Origin of the sequence: Pseudomonas sp. QE6 (genome assembly GCF_041379005.1) — a bacterium.
Classification (GTDB): Bacteria; Pseudomonadota; Gammaproteobacteria; order Pseudomonadales; family Pseudomonadaceae; genus Pseudomonas.
In genome coordinates this window covers 194436-210640 of sequence record NZ_CP166873.1, presented here as the reverse complement: position 1 = coordinate 210640, position 16205 = coordinate 194436, and the positions used below count along the sequence as shown (strand labels likewise).

The following is a 16205-nucleotide window of genomic DNA, read 5'->3' as shown; positions in this document are numbered from 1 at the left end:
TTCCACCTGAGGAGTTCTTGATGCAAAGCCGAATCCGCAACGCTCTGCTGTGCGGCGTCATGCTGTTGGGTAGCCAGCAGGCGTTGGCCGGCGAAACGGGCGACACGGCCTTTTCCCGCCTGGACCGCGATGCCAATGGCTACATCGAGGCCAGCGACATGGCGGCGATGCGCGAGCGCATGTTCCGTCGGCTGGACCGTGACGCCGACGGCTTCCTCAGCCGCCAGGAGCTCACCCCGCCGAGCCAGAGCAACCATCCTTCACCTGCCGCCGTGGTCTGGCCGGACAGCGACGGTGACGAGAAGATCAGCCCGGCCGAGTTCATGGCCCAGGAGCCGGCGCTGATCCTGCGCGGCGACCGCGACGGCGACCATCGGCTGAGTGCGGAGGAGTTCCAGCAGTTGATTGCGGCGCGGGGGAAGTGAGTCTGGGGCGGGGTTAGGCCCGGGCATCTGTGGGGGCTACGGTGTGCATGGCCGTTGTCCGCGATGGTCGGTGAGATTTCGCGGATAAGATCCGCTCCTACAAACGCGCGGGCTCCGGCGACGAGCAGGAGCGTAGGGCGTATAACGTTCGACGTTATACGCCGTCCAGCGATGGTCCCAGAGCGCTCCGGGATCGACCTTGGCGCCATCCGATCGGTCGAGGTGTATCGGCGTACAACCGCGAACGGTTGTACGCCCTACGGGATCACGCCCCCAGCAGACTCTGACCACACACCCGCAGTACCTGGCCGCTCACCGCACCCGACCCCGGCTGGGCGAACCAGGCCACGGCTTCGGCGACGTCCTGCGGCAGGCCGCCCTGGCCCATGGAGTTCATGCGCCGGCCGGCTTCGCGGATGGTCAGCGGGATAGCGGCGGTCATCTGAGTTTCGATGAAGCCCGGCGCCACCGCGTTGATGCTGATGCCCTTCTTCCCCAGCACCGGTGCCCAGGCCTGCGCCAGGCCGATCAGGCCGGCCTTGCTCACCGCGTAGTTGGTCTGCCCCATGTTGCCAGCGATGCCGCTGATGGAGGCGAGCAGCACCACGCGGCCATCGTCGTGCAGCTTGTTGGCGTCCAGCAGCGCCTGGGTCAGCACCTGCGGGGCTTTCAGGTTCACGTCGATCACCGAGTTCCAGAAGGCTTCGCTCATCTTGGCGACGGTCTTGTCGCGGGTGATGCCGGCGTTGTGCACCACGATGTCGACGCCGTCGGGCAGCGCTTCCACCAGTTGCACGCCGGCATCGGCGGCGCAGATGTCCAGCGCCACGCCGCGACCGCCAAGGCGCGCGGCGAGGGCGTCGAGGGCGTCCTTGGCCGGCGGCACGTCCAGCAGCACCACCTCGGCGCCGTCGCGGGCGAGGGTTTCGGCAATCGCCGCGCCGATGCCACGGGCGGCACCGGTCACCAGCGCGCGCTTGCCCACCAGCGGACGGCTCCAGTCCTGCACCTGCTTGTCGTAAGCGGCCAGGCGCACCACCTGCCCGGAGACGTAGGCGCTCTTGGGCGAGAGGAAGAAGCGCAGGGCGCCTTCGAGCTGGTCCTCGGTGCCCTTGCCGACATACACCAGCTGCACGTTGCCGCCCCGGCGGATCTCCTTGCCCAGGGAGCGGCTGAAGCCTTCCAGGCTGCGCTGCACGCTGGCGGCGATGGGGTCTTTGATCGATTCCGGCGCGCGGCCCAGGATCACCACATGCGGGCACTTGTCCAGGCCCTTGAGCGCACCCTGGAAGAAGGTGCGCAGCTCGAGGGTCTGCTCGAAGCGGGTCAGGCCGCTGGCGTCGAAGACGATGGCCTTGAGCTTCGGACCGTGCTCGGCGGTCCAGCGCGGCAGGCCGTACTGGCCTTCGGCGAAGGCGAAGATCGAATCGGTCAGGCGCCCGGAAAACGCCAGCACGGCATCGTTCAGGTTGCCCTCGCCACCGAGCAGCAGGGCCCCGTCCACTGGCCGCGTGCGCCCGGCGCTCCAGCGCTCCAGGCGGACCGGCGCAGGCAGGCCGAGGGCTCCGACCAGGCGGCGGCCGACGTTGGAGTTGGCGAAGGCGATATAGCGATCGGTCATGGAAGGGCTCCTGCGCGGGGTCTCGAAAGTGCTGACCACTCTACGCAGGCACAGGTTCGGCGCAATTGACCGCGCTGCCCTGCGCAACGGCGGGGCGGCCAATGCGACACGAACGGCTAAGGTTAGGCTCTGTACGCAAAGTTGCCGAGCCTGGCCTTGGCCGCACTTCAACGCTCACCCTTAGGAGCCCTGCATGACCCAACTGCGCCGGGTCGCCATCGTCGGCGGCAATCGTATTCCCTTCGCCCGCTCCAACACCCTGTATTCCACGGCGAGCAACCAGGAGATGCTGACCTCCGCGCTGGACGGCCTGATCGAGCGCTACAAGCTGCACGGCGAACGCCTGGGCGAAGTGGTCGCAGGCGCCGTGCTCAAGCATTCCCGCGACTTCAACCTGACCCGCGAGTGCGTGCTGGGCACGCGCCTGGCGCCGGAAACCCCGGCCTACGACATCCAGCAGGCCTGCGGCACGGGCCTTGAGGCTGCCATCCTGGTGGCCAACAAGATCGCCCTCGGACAGATCGAGTGCGGCATCGCCGGTGGCGTGGACACCACCTCCGACGCGCCCATCGGCGTCAACGAGGGGCTGCGCAAGATCCTGCTGGAGGCCAATCGCGGCAAGTCCAACGGCGAGAAGATCAAGAGCCTCTTGAAGATCCGCCCGCGCCACCTGATGCCGCACATCCCGAAGAACGGCGAGCCGCGCACCGGGCTGTCCATGGGCGAGCACTGCGAGCTGATGGCGCAGACCTGGGCCATCCCCCGCGACGAACAGGACAAGCTCGCCTTCGAGAGCCATCACAAGCTGGCCGCCGCCTACGACGAGGGCTGGCAGAACGACCTGATGACGCCGTTCCGCGGCCTGGTGCGCGACCAGAACCTGCGCCCGGACATCAACCTGGAGAAGATCGGCACGCTCAAGCCGGTGTTCGAGCGCGGCCCGCGCGGCACCCTGACGGCGGCCAACTCCACGCCGCTCACCGACGGCGCTTCCGTGGTCCTGTTGGCCAGCGAGGAGTGGGCGAAGGCGCGCGGCCTGCCGATCCTGGCCTACTTCAAGGACGGCGAGGCGGCGGCGGTGGACTTCGTCGGCGGCCGCGAAGGGCTGCTGATGGCTCCGGTCTATGCGGTACCGCGGCTGCTGGCGCGCAATGGCCTGACCCTGCAGGACTTCGATTTCTACGAAATTCACGAGGCCTTCGCCGCCCAGGTGCTGTGCACTCTCAAGGCCTGGGAGGACGCGGATTACTGCAAGGAGCGCCTGGGCCTGGACGCGCCGCTGGGCTCCATCGACCGCAGCAAGCTCAACGTGAAGGGCAGCTCGCTCGCCGCCGGCCACCCGTTCGCCGCCACCGGCGGGCGCATCGTCGCCAACCTGGCCAAGCTGCTGGACGCCGCCGGCAAGGGGCGCGGGCTGATCTCGATCTGTGCGGCCGGCGGCCAGGGTGTGACCGCAATCGTCGAACGGTAATCCAATACAGCGGGACCGGCGTTTGTCGATCCCACGATGTAGCAACTCCGTGACTTCAGGCGGTGCCGCGCAAGCGGCGCCGCCTTTTTTTTCACGTCGGGTGGGCGTTACCTGTAGGAGCGAGCTTGCTCGCGAACCGCCCCAGCCTCGGTGCCGGCCGGTGTTCGCGAGCAAGCTCGCTCCTACCACTACCGGTGAGCGCCGAGCACCCTTGTAGAGGCCCCCATGCGCGCGATCGCGGGCATGGCCCGTTCCTACAGTTGAGACCGTCGCTCGGGGCTGGGCGCAATTTCCTTCTAGAACCCCACCTCAACCGCCCTGCAACATTCCCGGATGGATGCGCGCCGTGAACGGCGTGGACAGCACCAGCGACGTCTTGCTGGTACCGAACTGCGCCAGGCGGTCGATCAGCTCTTCCAGTTCCTGGGTGCAGCTCACCGCGACCTTGAGCATCACGCAGGCTTCGCCGGTGATGCGGTAGCAGTCGATGATCTGCGGAATCTCCATCAGCGGGTCGAGCATGCTTTTGCTGCGATGGTCGTTCAGGCGCATCTCGATCAGGCACTGGATCGAGCGGCCCATCTTCGACAGGTCTACGCTGGCGTGGTAGCCGGTGATCACACCCTCCGCTTCCAGGCGGGCGACGCGGTCGGCCACCGCTGGAGGGGAGAGGTTGATGCGCCGGGCCAGCTCCGCGAAAGACATCCGGCCGTCTTCCAGCAGGGCGGTGAGCAGGGCACGGTCGTATTTGTCCATCGGTTTCACCTTGGCTTTTGGGTCTGAACGGATTCAACGGAAATAGGCCAAAAAATCCATCGATTGAAAAGTGTTACGCCCGTATTGGCGTTGTCTGTGCCTTATCCGCGTGTAATCACCTGCATAAAATGAATCGCCCCACCTTCCTTGTCGAGCCCCGTCATGACCACCCTGACCATGCCCAGAGCCCGCGTTTCCCTGACCCTGATCGCCGCGTTCTTCGCCCTGTATTTCATCTGGGGCTCGACCTACCTGGTGATCCGTATCGGCGTCGAATCCTGGCCGCCGATGCTGATGGCCGGCTGCCGCTTCATCATCGCCGGGACCCTCATGTTCGCCTGGATGCTCTGGCGCGGCGCGCCGCTGCCGAGCTTCAGGCAATGGCTCTCGGCGGGCGCCATCGGCATCCTCCTGCTCAGCTGCGGCAACGGTGGGGTGACGGTCGCCGAGCACTGGGGCGTGGCCTCGGGCGTGGCGGCGCTGGCGGTGGCGACCGTGCCGCTGTTCACCCTGGTGTTCGGACGCTTCTTCGGCAACCGCACCACGGCGCTGGAATGGGCCGGTATCGCCCTGGGCCTGTTCGGCATCGTGTTGCTCAACCTCGGCTCCAACCTGCAGGGCAGCCCGGCGGGTGCGGCGCTGATCCTCTTCGCGGCGGCCGCCTGGGCCTTCGGCTCGGTGTGGAGCCGGCGCCTGTCGCTGCCGGCCGGCGCCATGGCCAGCGCGGTGGAGATGCTGGTGGGCGGCGGCGTGCTGCTGCTGGGCAGCGTCCTCAGCGGTGAGCGCATGGAGCAGATGCCGACGGCGGCAGGCTGGGGCGCGCTGGCTTACCTGGTGGTGTTCGGTTCGATCATCGCCTTCAGCGCCTACATGTACCTGCTGGCCAATGTGCGACCGGCGGCGGCGACCAGCTACGCCTACGTCAACCCGGCGGTGGCGGTGCTGCTCGGCGTGGTCTTCGCCGGCGAACACATCGGCCTGGCCGAGTCCCTGGCGATGGCGGTGATCATCAGCGCGGTGGTGCTGATCGGCCTGCCGCAGTGGCGACGCCAGGACGCGGCATGAGCTAAGCCCGAAAGGTTATTTCGCCCCGCCCTGCGACTTCGCTAGGGTATGGAATGGCCTCCGCAGGGAGGCCGTTTTCCTTTCTTCAGTACACCCGCGCGCCATACGCTCAGGCCACTGACCGACTCACTCGATGAGGTGTGCATGAACCTGGCGGCGACCGCTTCCCTTCCCGATCTTCCCTCTGCCCGCTGGAGCCGCGCGCTGCGCGCCTCCGGCCTGCTCGACCTGTCGGTGCCGCGCGACTACGGCGGACGCGGTGCCCCTTGGGATGAGGTGCTGCAGACCCTGCGCGACCTCTCCGAGCGCGACGGCACCCTGGCCCGGCTGTTCGCCGTGCATCACCTGCAACTGGCCAGCGTGCTGTTGCTGGGCAGCCGCGAGCAGCGTGAACGTCTATTGCCCCTGAGCGTCACGCGCGACTGGCTGTGGGGCGAGGCGGTGGACCATCACGAACGTCGCCTGCTGGCGCGGGAGCATCGGCGCGGCGGCTTCCTGTTGCAAGGCGGGCGTCACGACTGCTTTGGCACCGAGGCGGCCGACTGGCTGCTGATCTCGGCCTGGCACGCACCCAGCGAGGGTTTGCTGATCGCCGCGCTGCCGGCCGACCGCGACGGCCTGGACCGCTTCGAACCCAACGGCGGCGGACTGCTGCGCTGCCATGAAGTGCGCCTGCATCCCGAGGACATCCTGCTGCCGCCGGGCCTGCCCTGGACGCCCCGCGCGCAGCTGCGCGGCAGCCTGTCGGCGCTGCTGCAGGCGAACATCGCGCTGGGCCTGGCCATGCAGGCGTGCGATGCACTGCCGACGCGAGCGGCGGCGGACGGGCTGCGGCGTTTGCTGGGGCTGGGCCTGCGCCTGTCCGAGCAGTCCGCCGCGGCCTTCGAGGCGGCGCTGGCGGCGGGCAGCGGCTTGACCTTCACCCGCAGCGCCGCGCTGGCGACCCTGGTGGCGGAAACCTCCGCCGTGGCGAAGCAGGCGGTCGAGGAGGGTTTGCGCCAGGAGGGTGTGCGTGCGCGAGTGCTCGCTGGCGCGACGTGAGGCGCCTTGTATCGGCGACGGAAGCCCTTGCGAGCGCTCATAAGTTAAGAACCAAATATTATTTATTGCGAGTTTTTTATATCGTTAATCTAGCTTCTACCGGACCACCGGACACCGTTTCAACCCACCGAATCCCGTCCCGTGGTCCGTCCCCTCTCTGGAGGCCGGCACCGCCGTTACCTTCAGAGGAAACACCATGAACAAACCTCGTTTCGTGCGCCGTGCCCTGGCCGGCGTCGCTGTTGCGGCCGCGCTGTTCTCCCAGAGCGCCGCGTTTGCCGACATCGTCCTGGGCTACCAGACCGGCATCGACCCGACCAAGGTCCCCCAGGCCGACGGCACCTACGAAAAAGTCATCGGCGAGAAGCTCGACTGGCGCCGCTTCAACAGTGGCCCGGAAGTGATCGCCGCCATCGCCTCGGGCGACGTGCAGCTGGGCAACATCGGCTCCAGCCCGCTGGCCGCCGCCACCTCGCGCGGCCTGCCGATCGTGGCCTTCATCGTCTCCGCGCAGATCAACTCGGCCGAGGCCCTGGTGGTGCGCAACGGCAGCAGGATCGAGAAGCCCGAGGACCTGGTCGGCAAGACCATCGCCACGCCCTTCGTGTCCACCTCGCACTACAGCCTGCTGGGCGCGCTCAAGCACTGGAAGATCGACCCCACGAAGGTGAAGATCGTCAACCTCAACCCCACCGAGATCGCTGCCGCCTGGCGCCGTGGCGACATCGATGGCGCTTTCGTCTGGTCGCCCGCCCTGGGCGAGATCAAGAAGTCCGGCAAGGTGCTGACCGACGCCGCCGAAGTCGGCCAGTGGGGCGCACCGACCTTCGAGGTCTGGGTGGCCCGCAAGGACTTCGCCGAGAAGCACCCGGAGGTCATCGCCAAGTTCGCTCGCGTGAGCCTGGATTCCTTCGCCGACTACAACGCCCACAAGGCCCAGTGGACCGCCGATTCCGAGCAGGTGAAGAAGATCGCCAAGCTGACCGGTGCCGATCCGCAGGACGTGCCCGAGCTGCTGGCCGGTTCGGCGTTCCCCGAGTCCCAGGCGCAGCTGTCGTCCGCGCTGCTGGGCGGCGGTACCGCCAAGGACATCGCCGGCACCGCCGAATTCCTCAAAGAGCAGAAGCGCGTGCCTTCGGTGCTCAAGGACTACTCGCCCTACGTCAGCGCCGACTATGTGCGCCAGGCCCAGAGCGTGCAGGTCGGCCAGCGCTGAGCAATTGCCTTTCGTAGGAGCGAGCTTGCTCGCGAACCGCCCTGGCTTCGGAGCCGACAGGTGTTCGCGAGCAAGCTCGCTCCTACAAGAGCAAACAGCGCCACGCATTTCTTCTCACCCTACGGAGGGCAGAACATGAGCCGTCTGACGGCCGAGGCGGTCAGCCTCACTTTCCAGCAGCGCGGACGCGAGCGCGTCGTGCTGCAGGACCTCACTCTCAGCCTGGCCAAGGGCGAATCCCTGGTGGTGCTCGGCCCGTCGGGCTGCGGCAAGTCCAGCCTGCTCAACGTGCTGGCAGGCTTCCAGGCGCCGGACAGCGGCCGCGTGCAGATCGACGGCCGTACCCTGAGCGGCCCCGGTGGCGAGCGCGGCGTGGTGTTCCAGGATGACGCACTGATGCCCTGGCTGAGCGCGCTGGACAACGTCGCTCTCGGTCTGCGCATCCGTGGCGTCGGCACCGCCGAGCGCAATGCCCGCGCCCATGAAGTGCTGAAACTGGTGGGCCTGGGCGAGCATGCGGACTACCGCATCTCCCAGCTCTCCGGCGGCCAGCGGCAGCGCCTGGGCCTGGCCCGTGCACTGGCGGTGGAGCCGGACTTCCTCCTGCTCGACGAACCCTTCGGCGCCCTCGATGCGCTGACCCGCGAGCGCATGCAGGTGCTGACCCTCGACCTGTGGCGCAAGACCGGCAAGGGCCTGTTCCTGATCACCCACAGCGTCGACGAAGCGCTGTTCCTGGCCACCGACCTGGTGGTGATGGATGGCCCGCCGGCGCGCATCGTCAAGCGTCTGCCGCTGGACTTCGCACGCCGTTATGCCGGGGGCGAGCCTGTGCGCTCGATCAAGTCCGACCCGGAATTCGCGCGTCTGCGCCAACTGCTGCTGGATGAGTTCCTCGAAGAACCGGAGGCCGAGCATGTCCACTGAAACCCTCGCCACCAAACTCCCGGCTGCCGCGCCGAAGTCCCGCAGCGTGCCGGGCGACTACCGCCGCTGGGCCGCTGCCGGCAGTGTCGGAGGACTCTTCGTGCTCTGGTGGCTGGCCACGCACCTGGGCTGGGTCGACACCCTGTTCCTGCCCGCGCCGGAGCAACTGGTGGAAGCCTTCCAGCGCCTGCTCGCCGAGGGCTATGTCGATGCCTCGCTGTGGCAGCACGTCGGCACCAGCCTGCTGCGCGTGCTGCTGGCGCTGGGCGCGGCGGTGCTCACGGCTATCCCGCTGGGCATCCTCATGGGCCTCAACCCGTTGGTGGGCGCGGCCTTCGATCCGCTGGTGGAGTTCTACCGCCCGGTGCCGCCGCTGGCCTACCTGCCGCTGATCGTCATCTGGTTCGGTATCGGCGAGCTGTCCAAGGTGCTGCTGATCTATCTGGCGCTGTTCGCGCCGCTGCTGATCGCCACCGCCGCCGGCGTGCGCCGCGTGGACAAGTCGCGCATCCAGGCCGTGCGCTGCCTGGGCGCCAACCGCTGGCAGGTGGTGCGCCATGTGATCCTGCCCAGCGCGTTGCCCGAAGTCCTCACCGGCCTGCGCATCGCCCTGGGCGTGGGCTGGTCGACCCTGGTCGCCGCCGAGCTGATCGCCGCCAACCGTGGCCTGGGCTTCATGGTGCAGTCCGCGGCGCAGTTCCTCGCCACCGATGTGGTGGTGCTGGGGATCCTGCTGATCGCCGCCATCGCGCTGAGCTTCGAGCTGGGTCTGCGCTGGCTGCAGAGGCGCTTCGCTTCCTGGGAATAAACACATCGATCCGACGCCCTCGCCACGCAGGCGAGGGGCAGGGGAGAGAGCGCCTCTTCCCGTGAATCTCACGAGAGCACACGAACATGACCACCCTGAGCATCGAACCTATCAGCCCGGCCCTGGGCGCCGTCGTTTCCGGCGTGCGTCTGGCCGACCCACTGGACGACGCGGCGCAGCGCCAGATCGAGCAGGCCCTGCTCGATCACCAGGTGCTGTTCTTCCGCGACCAGCCGTTGACGCCGACCCAGCAGGCGAACTTCGCCGCGCGCTTCGGCGACCTGCACATCCACCCGATCTACCCCAGCTCGCCGGAGCAGCGCGAAGTCATCGTGCTCGACACCGCCGTTACCGACGTGCGCGACAACGCCATCTGGCACACCGACGTGACCTTCCTGGAAACTCCGGCGCTGGGTGCCGTGCTGGCCGCCAAGCAGCTGCCGCCCTACGGCGGCGACACCCTGTGGGCCAGCGGCATCGCGGCTTTCGAAGCGCTGTCCAAGCCGCTGCAGCGTTTGCTCGACGGCCTCACCGCGACCCACGACATCAGCAAGTCCTTCCCCCAGGAACGCTTCGGCGCCACCGATGCCGACCTCGCGCGTCTGGAGGAAGCCCGCAAGAAGAACCCGCCGCGCAGCCATCCGGTGATCCGTACCCACCCGGTCACCGGGCGCAAGGCGCTGTTCGTCAGCGATGGCTTCACCACCCGTATCAACGAGCTGGAGCCGGCGGAAAGCCGAGCCATCCTCGACCTGCTGTTCGCCCACTTCAGCCGCCCGGAGTTCACCGTGCGCTGGCGCTGGCAGGAGAACGACGTGGCCTTCTGGGACAACCGCGTGACCCAGCACTATGCGGTGGACGACTACCGCCCGCAACGGCGGGTGATGCACCGGGCGACGATCCTGGGGGACAAGCCGTTCTGACTTGAGGGGCGGCACCTGTAGGGCGCATGACCCGGAACGGGTTATCCGCCGCCGTGGCGGATAACGCCATAGGCGTTATGCGCCCTACGGAATTTTTGTGTAGGAGCGAGCTTGCCAGCGAACCGCATAACGCAGCTCTCATCGGTGAACCCGTTCGCGAGCAAGCTCGCTCCTACAGGTTCGGCAACAGCCTGGAATTTCCCGTCATCCCCATGACTTGCGGCAACAAAGCCGCACCGCAGACCGCATTCGTCGCCATTCCAGGTCGCGGCGGATGGCTCACTGTCCTACGCTTTGGCAGTTCCGCTTTATGAAGAGACTGCCTACATGCAAGAAAGGATTCCCGACGAGTCCAACCTCGCCGAGCTGACGGTTCGCGGCCTGATTCTCGGCGCGCTGATCACCGTGGTGTTCACCGCTTCCAACGTGTACCTCGGCCTCAAGGTCGGCCTGACCTTCGCTTCGTCGATCCCCGCGGCGGTCATCTCCATGGCCGTGCTGCGCTACTTCTCCGGCTCCAACATCCTCGAGAACAACATGGTGCAGACCCAGGCCTCGGCCGCCGGCACCCTGTCCTCGATCATCTTCATTCTTCCCGGCCTGTTGATGATCGGCTACTGGAGCGGCTTCCCGTTCTGGCAGACCGCGGCCATCTGCTCCATCGGCGGCATCCTCGGTGTGCTCTACACCATCCCGCTGCGTCGGGTGATGGTGGTGCAAAGCAACCTGCCGTACCCCGAAGGCGTGGCGGCGGCGGAAATCCTGCGCGTCGGCAGCCATGACGAAGAAGAGGAGACGGCGGGCAAGCCGGCGAAAACCGGCGGGCCGGGCCTGCGCGACATCCTCGCCGGTGGCGTGATCGCCGCCGCCTTCAGCCTGCTCAGCAGCGGTTTCAAGGTGCTCGCCGAAGGCTTCAGCTTCTGGCTCACCGCAGGGCAGGCGGCGTTCCGCCTCTCCACCGGCTTCTCCCTGGCGCTGGTCGGCGCCGGCTACCTGATGGGCATCACCGCCGGTATCGCCATTCTCATCGGCGTGGTGATCGCCTGGGGCGTGGCGGTGCCGTTGCTCTCGGTGAACAGCGTGCTGGCCGCCGGGCAGAGCCTGCCGGAGCTGGCCACCAAGCTGTGGAGCAGCCAGGTGCGCTTCCTCGGCGCCGGCACCATCGGCATCGCCGCGCTATGGACCCTGGCCACCCTGTTCAAGCCCATGGTGCAGGGCGTCTGGTCGTCGCTCAGCGCCGTGCGGGGGCGTGGCGAGGTGAGTGACCTGCGTACCGAGCAGGACCTCTCGGCGAAGTGGATCGTGGCCATCGCCGCCGTCCTGCTGGTGGCGCTGTTCGTGGTGTTCGCCTTCTTCCTCGGCGAGGCGGCGCCGGATCTGCACGGCTTCGCCTTCTGGGGCCTGGTGGCGGCCTGCGTGATCTTCGCCTTCTTCTTCGGCTTCCTGATCGCCGCCGCCTGCGGCTACATGGCCGGCCTGGTGGGCTCGTCCAGCAGCCCGATCTCCGGCATCGGCATCATCGCGGTGATCCTGGTGTCGCTGCTGATCCTCGGGGTCGGCTCCCTGGAGGACGGTTTCCTGGCGCTGGAAGGCGGCAAGCTCGCCATTGCCCTGGCGCTGTTCACCACCTCGGTGGTGATCGCCATCGCGGCGATCTCCAACGACAACCTGCAGGACCTGAAGACCGGCTACCTGGTCGGCGCGACCCCGTGGCGCCAGCAGGTGGCGCTGATCGTCGGCTGCCTGGTGGGCGCGCTGGTGATTCCGCCGGTGCTGGAATTGCTGTTCAACGCCTACGGTTTCACCGGCGCCCTGCCGCGCGAGGGCATGGACCCGAACGCCGCGCTGGCCGCGCCGCAGGCGACGCTGATGACGGCCATCGCCAGCGGGATTTTCCACAATGCGCTGAACTGGAACATGATCCTCATCGGCGTGGCGCTGGGCATCGCGCTGATCCTGGTGGACGTGCTGCTGCGCCGCACCGGCAAGGCCAGTCTGCCGGTCCTCGCGGTGGGCCTGGGCATCTACCTGCCGCCGACCATCGGCATGACCCTGGTGGTCGGTGCGGTGCTCGCCTGGCTGCTGGAAACGGCACTGAAGAAGCGCGCCCTGGCGGCCGGCATCAACGAGGAGAAATTCTCCGACGAGCCCAAGCGTCGTGGCGTGCTGCTGGCTTCGGGCCTGATCGTCGGCGAGAGCCTGATGGGCATCCTGCTGGCGGCCATCATCGGCACCACCGGCAAGGACGCGCCGCTGGCGCTGGTCGGCGCTTCCTTCGAAGACGCCGCGCAATGGCTGGGCCTGGTGGTGTTCGTGGCGATCTGCGTGCTGTTCTACCGCAAGGTGCTCACCGGCACGCGCGGCTGATCCTGAGCGGTGATGCGAAGGCGCCTGCGGGCGCCTTTCGCATTTGGGTTTTTCGTAGGAGCGAGCTTGCTCGCGAACGGATTCACTGGCCGCTCCGATGTTGGGCGGTTCGCGAGCAAGCTCGCTCCTACAAGCGTGTGCGCAGGCGCTTGGCTTAGCGCACCAGATGCAGGAACTGCAGGTGCCGCTCGTACTGGTCGAGCATGTCGTTGATGATCTGTTCCTTGCTGTAGCCCATCAGGTCGTAGTCCTGGCTGCCCTCGGAGAGGTGCACCTCGGCGCGGAAGTAGCGGCGGTTCTTCAGGTGCAGGCCGCCCATGCCGGCGCGGGCGAAGGAGGGCGTGAAGTAGCCGCGCATCGACACCTGGTAGAGGAACGGATGCTGTTCGCCGTGACCGATTTCCAGGCCGATCTCCAGGTTGCCCAGATCCAGGTCGGAATCCACCTGCAGGCCCTTCTCGCGGAACACCTCCGAAACCTCGGCAATCGCCGGGCTGACCACGTCGACCATGAAGCGATACACCTCATCGCGAGTGGGGAAGTGCACCGCCTGGGAGATGCGTCGCTTCCAGCCACCGGTCTTGGTCGAGGGCGGTGGCGCGAGCGAGTGGGTGCGTGCCCGCTGGCGCTGCGATTCGAGGTAGAACGCCTTGTGCAGACCCCACATCATCAGCAGCAGGATCAGCGAGAAGGGCAGTGAAGTGAGCACCACTGCGGATTTGAGCGCATCGATGTTGCCGGCGAACAACAGCCCGCCGGTGACCAGCGCGGTGGCCACGCCCCAGAACACCCGCAGCCATTTCGGGCCGTCGTCGTCGGCGCTGCCGCCGTGGGCGGACAGGGTGGAGAGCACCACGGTGCCGGAGTCGGCCGAGGTGACGAAGAACACGAAGCTGACCAGCACGGTCACGGCGATCACCACGCGGCTGCCGGGGTAGTTCTGCAGCAATTGGTAGAGCGCCATGGAGGGCTCTTCGACGGCCATCCGGCCCAGTTCGCTGAAGCCGTGGTTGAGCACCTGGTCCAGGGCGCTGTTGCCGAAGATCGACATCCACGCCAGGGTGAAACCGAGCGGGATGAACAGCACGCCGAAGACGAATTCGCGGATGGTCCGCCCGCGCGAGATGCGCGCGATGAACAGGCCGACGAAGGGCGCCCAGGCGATCCACCAGGCCCAGTAGAACACTGTCCAGCCGCCCAGCCAGTCGCTGCCGTCCTTGCCGTAGGCGTAGAGGTCGAAGCTCTTGGTCGGTAGGCTGCCGAGGTAGTCGCCGATGTTCTGCACCAGGGTGTTGAGCAGGTGCTGGGTGGGCCCGGCGAACAGGACGAAGAGCAGCAGCGCACAGGCCAGGACCATGTTGATGTCCGACAGCAGGCGGATGCCCTTGTCGACGCCGGAGACGGCCACCAGGATCGCCGCACCCATCATCAGCGCGATCAGCGTCATCTGCACCGGGTGGCTGTGGGCGATGCCGAACAGGAAGTCCAGACCGGCATTGAGCTGGAGCACGCCGAAGCCCATGTCCGCGCCCAGGCCGAACACCGTGGCGATGATGCCGAAGCAGTCCACCGCATAGCCGATGGGGCCGTTGATGCGCTTGCCGATCAGCGGGTAGAGCGCCGAGCGCAGCGCCAATGGCAGGTTGTGGCGGTAGGCGAAGTAGGCCAGCGCCATCGCCACCAGGGCGAACACGCCCCAGCCGTGCAGGCCCCAGTGCAGGAACAGCAGCTGCATGGCCTGGCGCGCGGCTTCCTGGGTGCCTGCCGCGCCTTGCGGTGGCTGCTGGAAGTGCGTGAGTGGTTCGGAAACGCAGAAGAAGAACAGGGTGATGCTGATGCCTGCGGCGAAGAGCATGCCGGCCCAGGACAGGTAGCTGAATTCCGGCTCGTCGTGGTCGGCACCGAGTTTGATCTTTCCATAGCCGGAAAGCGCGGTGACCACCACGAAGATCAGGTACAGCGTCATCGCCAGCAGGTAGTACCAGCCGACGGTCCCGGCGGCCCAGGTCTGGGCGGCTAGCAGCCAGTCACCTGCGCGTTGCGGCAGGCCGAGGACGAGGAGTGCGAAGAGAAGGATCAGCGCCGCCGCACCGTAGAAGACCGGTGGGTTCATGCGCATGGAGGGGCTGGGTGTTACGGACGGAGTAGGGGATTGCGGTGCAGACAAAACGGGCGGGGTCCCTCGTGTTTTTCCTTGAACAATCATTCAATGAAAACACGATACGGCCGTCGAAGGCCAATCGGTGGGACCGATGGTCCCGCCGCCGGCCCTGTACGAGGGCCGAGCGGAGCGGGTACTGCTTTACTTGCGGCGGGCTTTCTTCGCTTGGCGAATCTCACGGCGTTCCGGGTCGACCTGCGCAGGTACGTTCAGGAAGGCGGTGGCGGCGAAAAAGCTGGCAAGAGCGGCAAAGCTGGTCACGATAGTCTCCAAAGGCTCGGGGAAATTGGGTCCCGACTGCCTGATAGCCATTTTCCCTGATATTTATGACAAATATAAGTGAATGGTCTTTATGGTTGATATTGATCTGGTCGATGGGTCTGCCTTGCTGGGTTTTTGCAGGATAAAATCCTGAAATTGATAGCTTGCTCAGGATTCTCTGCTGTCGTCTAGAGAGGCGGCGAATCGTTTCACTGCGACCATTCGTCGCCTCAAGTGAAACGGTTCAGCGCTACGCCTCGTTCAGCAGCGTTCGCAACCGTTCGCGGACACCCGGTCGACGCAGCAGTGCCCGCAAATCGGCTTCCGTGCTGTCCGGCAGGTTCAGGTGCTCCGGCTCGATTTCCGAGCCGGGGCTGACCAGCAGGGCGAAGTGGATGACGTTCTCCAGCTCGCGGATATTGCCCGGCCAGGGGTAGCTTTCCAGCACCCGCTGGGTATCGCTGGTGATCTGCGGCACCGGCAGTTCCAGGCGTTGCGCGTGCACGCCGAGGAAGTATTCGGCCAGAGGCTGGATATCGCCGATGCGCTCGCGCAGCGGCGGCAAGGTCAGGTTGCCGTCGTGCAGGTACTGCTGCAGGCCTTCGAGGAATTTCCCCGCCTTCACCGCCTGGCCCAGATCGAGGCTGGTGGCTGCGACCAGGCGCACGTCCACCGGCACCGGTTCGCGGGCGCCGACGCGCAGCACTTCGCGTTCCTGCAGCACGCGCAACAGCTTCTGTTGCAGCGACAGCGGCAGGTCGGCGATTTCGTCCAGGTACAGGGTCCCGCCATTGGCCGAGCCGAACCAGCCGGCGCGGCTGCCCACCGGGCCGTTGTGCGCGCCCGGCGCGTATCCGAACAGCTCGGCCTCGGCGTAGTTGCGGCTCAGGGCGCTGCAGCTCACCGCGACGAACAGGCCGGGGCGCTCGCTGGCGCGGTGGATGTGGCGGGCCAGCAGTTCCTTGCCGGTACCCGTTTCGCCGTGGATCAGCACCGGTTGCGGCAACGGCGCCAGGCGTTCCACTTCGTCGCGCACTTCGTGGGAGCGCGGGTCGAAGAACACCAGCGCCTTGGCGCGGATGCTCAGCGGGCTCTTGTCTGCGTCGGGGAAGGTCAGCAGCGGCAGCGGCGCGTGGGGTGCGTTCATGGTGTTTCTCCTTTTG

Annotated in this window: 13 protein-coding genes; 9 read left to right on the top strand and 4 right to left on the bottom strand. The window is 66.8% G+C overall.

The features are described from left to right. Positions 1 to 20 precede the first annotated feature (20 nt). Complete coding sequence (locus ACAW63_RS00970; protein ID WP_371231034.1) at positions 21 to 425, top strand: EF-hand domain-containing protein; 405 nt, start codon at positions 21 to 23, stop codon at positions 423 to 425. A gap of 265 nt (positions 426 to 690) precedes the next feature. Here ACAW63_RS00970 and ACAW63_RS00965 read toward each other — a convergent pair whose 3' ends face one another. Beyond that, complete coding sequence (locus tag ACAW63_RS00965) at positions 691 to 2046, bottom strand: 3-oxoacyl-ACP reductase (protein ID WP_371231032.1); 1356 nt, start codon at positions 2044 to 2046, stop codon at positions 691 to 693. A gap of 193 nt (positions 2047 to 2239) precedes the next feature. On the opposite strand from ACAW63_RS00965, the gene ACAW63_RS00960 reads away from it, so the two are divergent. Beyond that, on the top strand, positions 2240 to 3517 hold the full coding sequence (locus ACAW63_RS00960; RefSeq protein WP_371231030.1) for an acetyl-CoA C-acetyltransferase: 1278 nt from the start codon (positions 2240 to 2242) through the stop codon (positions 3515 to 3517). 309 nt (positions 3518 to 3826) lie between these two features. On the opposite strand, the gene ACAW63_RS00955 is transcribed toward ACAW63_RS00960, so the two are convergent. After that, positions 3827 to 4273 (bottom strand): Lrp/AsnC family transcriptional regulator, encoded by a 447-nt coding sequence (locus ACAW63_RS00955; protein ID WP_371231028.1) that lies wholly within the window; start codon positions 4271 to 4273, stop codon positions 3827 to 3829. Positions 4274 to 4450: 177 nt separating this feature from the next. On the opposite strand from ACAW63_RS00955, the gene yedA reads away from it, so the two are divergent. The 7 genes from yedA to ACAW63_RS00920 all read left to right on the top strand — a co-directional run bounded on the left by yedA (position 4451) and on the right by ACAW63_RS00920 (position 12620). After that, positions 4451 to 5338 (top strand): drug/metabolite exporter YedA, encoded by an 888-nt coding sequence (gene yedA / locus ACAW63_RS00950; protein WP_371234538.1) that lies wholly within the window; start codon positions 4451 to 4453, stop codon positions 5336 to 5338. Between the two features lie 144 nt (positions 5339 to 5482). After that, positions 5483 to 6379: an acyl-CoA dehydrogenase family protein gene (locus ACAW63_RS00945; RefSeq protein WP_371231026.1), complete on the top strand. Its 897-nt coding sequence runs from the start codon at positions 5483 to 5485 to the stop codon at positions 6377 to 6379. A 196-nt stretch (positions 6380 to 6575) separates the two neighbouring features. Continuing rightward, on the top strand, positions 6576 to 7595 hold the full coding sequence (gene tauA / locus ACAW63_RS00940; protein ID WP_371231024.1) for a taurine ABC transporter substrate-binding protein: 1020 nt from the start codon (positions 6576 to 6578) through the stop codon (positions 7593 to 7595). Between the two features lie 135 nt (positions 7596 to 7730). After that, positions 7731 to 8522 carry a taurine ABC transporter ATP-binding protein gene (locus ACAW63_RS00935; RefSeq protein WP_371231022.1) on the top strand — a complete coding sequence of 264 codons (792 nt, stop codon included), beginning with the start codon at positions 7731 to 7733 and terminating at the stop codon, positions 8520 to 8522. After that, positions 8512 to 9330 carry an ABC transporter permease subunit gene (locus ACAW63_RS00930; protein WP_371231020.1) on the top strand — a complete coding sequence of 273 codons (819 nt, stop codon included), beginning with the start codon at positions 8512 to 8514 and terminating at the stop codon, positions 9328 to 9330. Before ACAW63_RS00935 ends, ACAW63_RS00930 begins: the two co-directional genes overlap by 11 nt. An 86-nt stretch (positions 9331 to 9416) precedes the next feature. Continuing rightward, positions 9417 to 10253 (top strand): taurine dioxygenase, encoded by an 837-nt coding sequence (gene tauD / locus ACAW63_RS00925; RefSeq protein WP_275608776.1) that lies wholly within the window; start codon positions 9417 to 9419, stop codon positions 10251 to 10253. A gap of 327 nt (positions 10254 to 10580) precedes the next feature. Further along, complete coding sequence (locus ACAW63_RS00920) at positions 10581 to 12620, top strand: OPT family oligopeptide transporter (protein WP_371231018.1); 2040 nt, start codon at positions 10581 to 10583, stop codon at positions 12618 to 12620. 154 nt (positions 12621 to 12774) lie between these two features. Here the strand turns inward: ACAW63_RS00920 and betT are convergent, their stop codons facing one another. Beyond that, entirely contained in the window at positions 12775 to 14733 is a 1959-nt protein-coding gene (betT, locus tag ACAW63_RS00915; protein ID WP_371234536.1) for a choline BCCT transporter BetT, read from the bottom strand. 559 nt (positions 14734 to 15292) lie between these two features. Continuing rightward, positions 15293 to 16189, bottom strand: a complete 897-nt coding sequence (locus ACAW63_RS00910; protein ID WP_371231015.1) for a sigma 54-interacting transcriptional regulator — start codon at positions 16187 to 16189, stop codon at positions 15293 to 15295. Positions 16190 to 16205: the final 16 nt, after the last annotated feature.

Bases quoted from the DNA above. Each gene is read 5' to 3' on its own strand.
- ACAW63_RS00970 (WP_371231034.1), top strand. From the start codon at position 21: ATGCAAAGCCGAATCCGCAACGCTCTGCTGTGCGGCGTCATGCTGTTG.
- ACAW63_RS00965 (WP_371231032.1), bottom strand. From the start codon at position 2,046: ATGACCGATCGCTATATCGCCTTCGCCAACTCCAACGTCGGCCGCCGC.
- ACAW63_RS00960 (WP_371231030.1), top strand. From the start codon at position 2,240: ATGACCCAACTGCGCCGGGTCGCCATCGTCGGCGGCAATCGTATTCCC.
- ACAW63_RS00955 (WP_371231028.1), bottom strand. From the start codon at position 4,273: ATGGACAAATACGACCGTGCCCTGCTCACCGCCCTGCTGGAAGACGGC.
- yedA (WP_371234538.1), top strand. From the start codon at position 4,451: ATGCCCAGAGCCCGCGTTTCCCTGACCCTGATCGCCGCGTTCTTCGCC.
- ACAW63_RS00945 (WP_371231026.1), top strand. From the start codon at position 5,483: ATGAACCTGGCGGCGACCGCTTCCCTTCCCGATCTTCCCTCTGCCCGC.
- tauA (WP_371231024.1), top strand. From the start codon at position 6,576: ATGAACAAACCTCGTTTCGTGCGCCGTGCCCTGGCCGGCGTCGCTGTT.
- ACAW63_RS00935 (WP_371231022.1), top strand. From the start codon at position 7,731: ATGAGCCGTCTGACGGCCGAGGCGGTCAGCCTCACTTTCCAGCAGCGC.
- ACAW63_RS00930 (WP_371231020.1), top strand. From the start codon at position 8,512: ATGTCCACTGAAACCCTCGCCACCAAACTCCCGGCTGCCGCGCCGAAG.
- tauD (WP_275608776.1), top strand. From the start codon at position 9,417: ATGACCACCCTGAGCATCGAACCTATCAGCCCGGCCCTGGGCGCCGTC.
- ACAW63_RS00920 (WP_371231018.1), top strand. From the start codon at position 10,581: ATGCAAGAAAGGATTCCCGACGAGTCCAACCTCGCCGAGCTGACGGTT.
- betT (WP_371234536.1), bottom strand. From the start codon at position 14,733: ATGAACCCACCGGTCTTCTACGGTGCGGCGGCGCTGATCCTTCTCTTC.
- ACAW63_RS00910 (WP_371231015.1), bottom strand. From the start codon at position 16,189: ATGAACGCACCCCACGCGCCGCTGCCGCTGCTGACCTTCCCCGACGCA.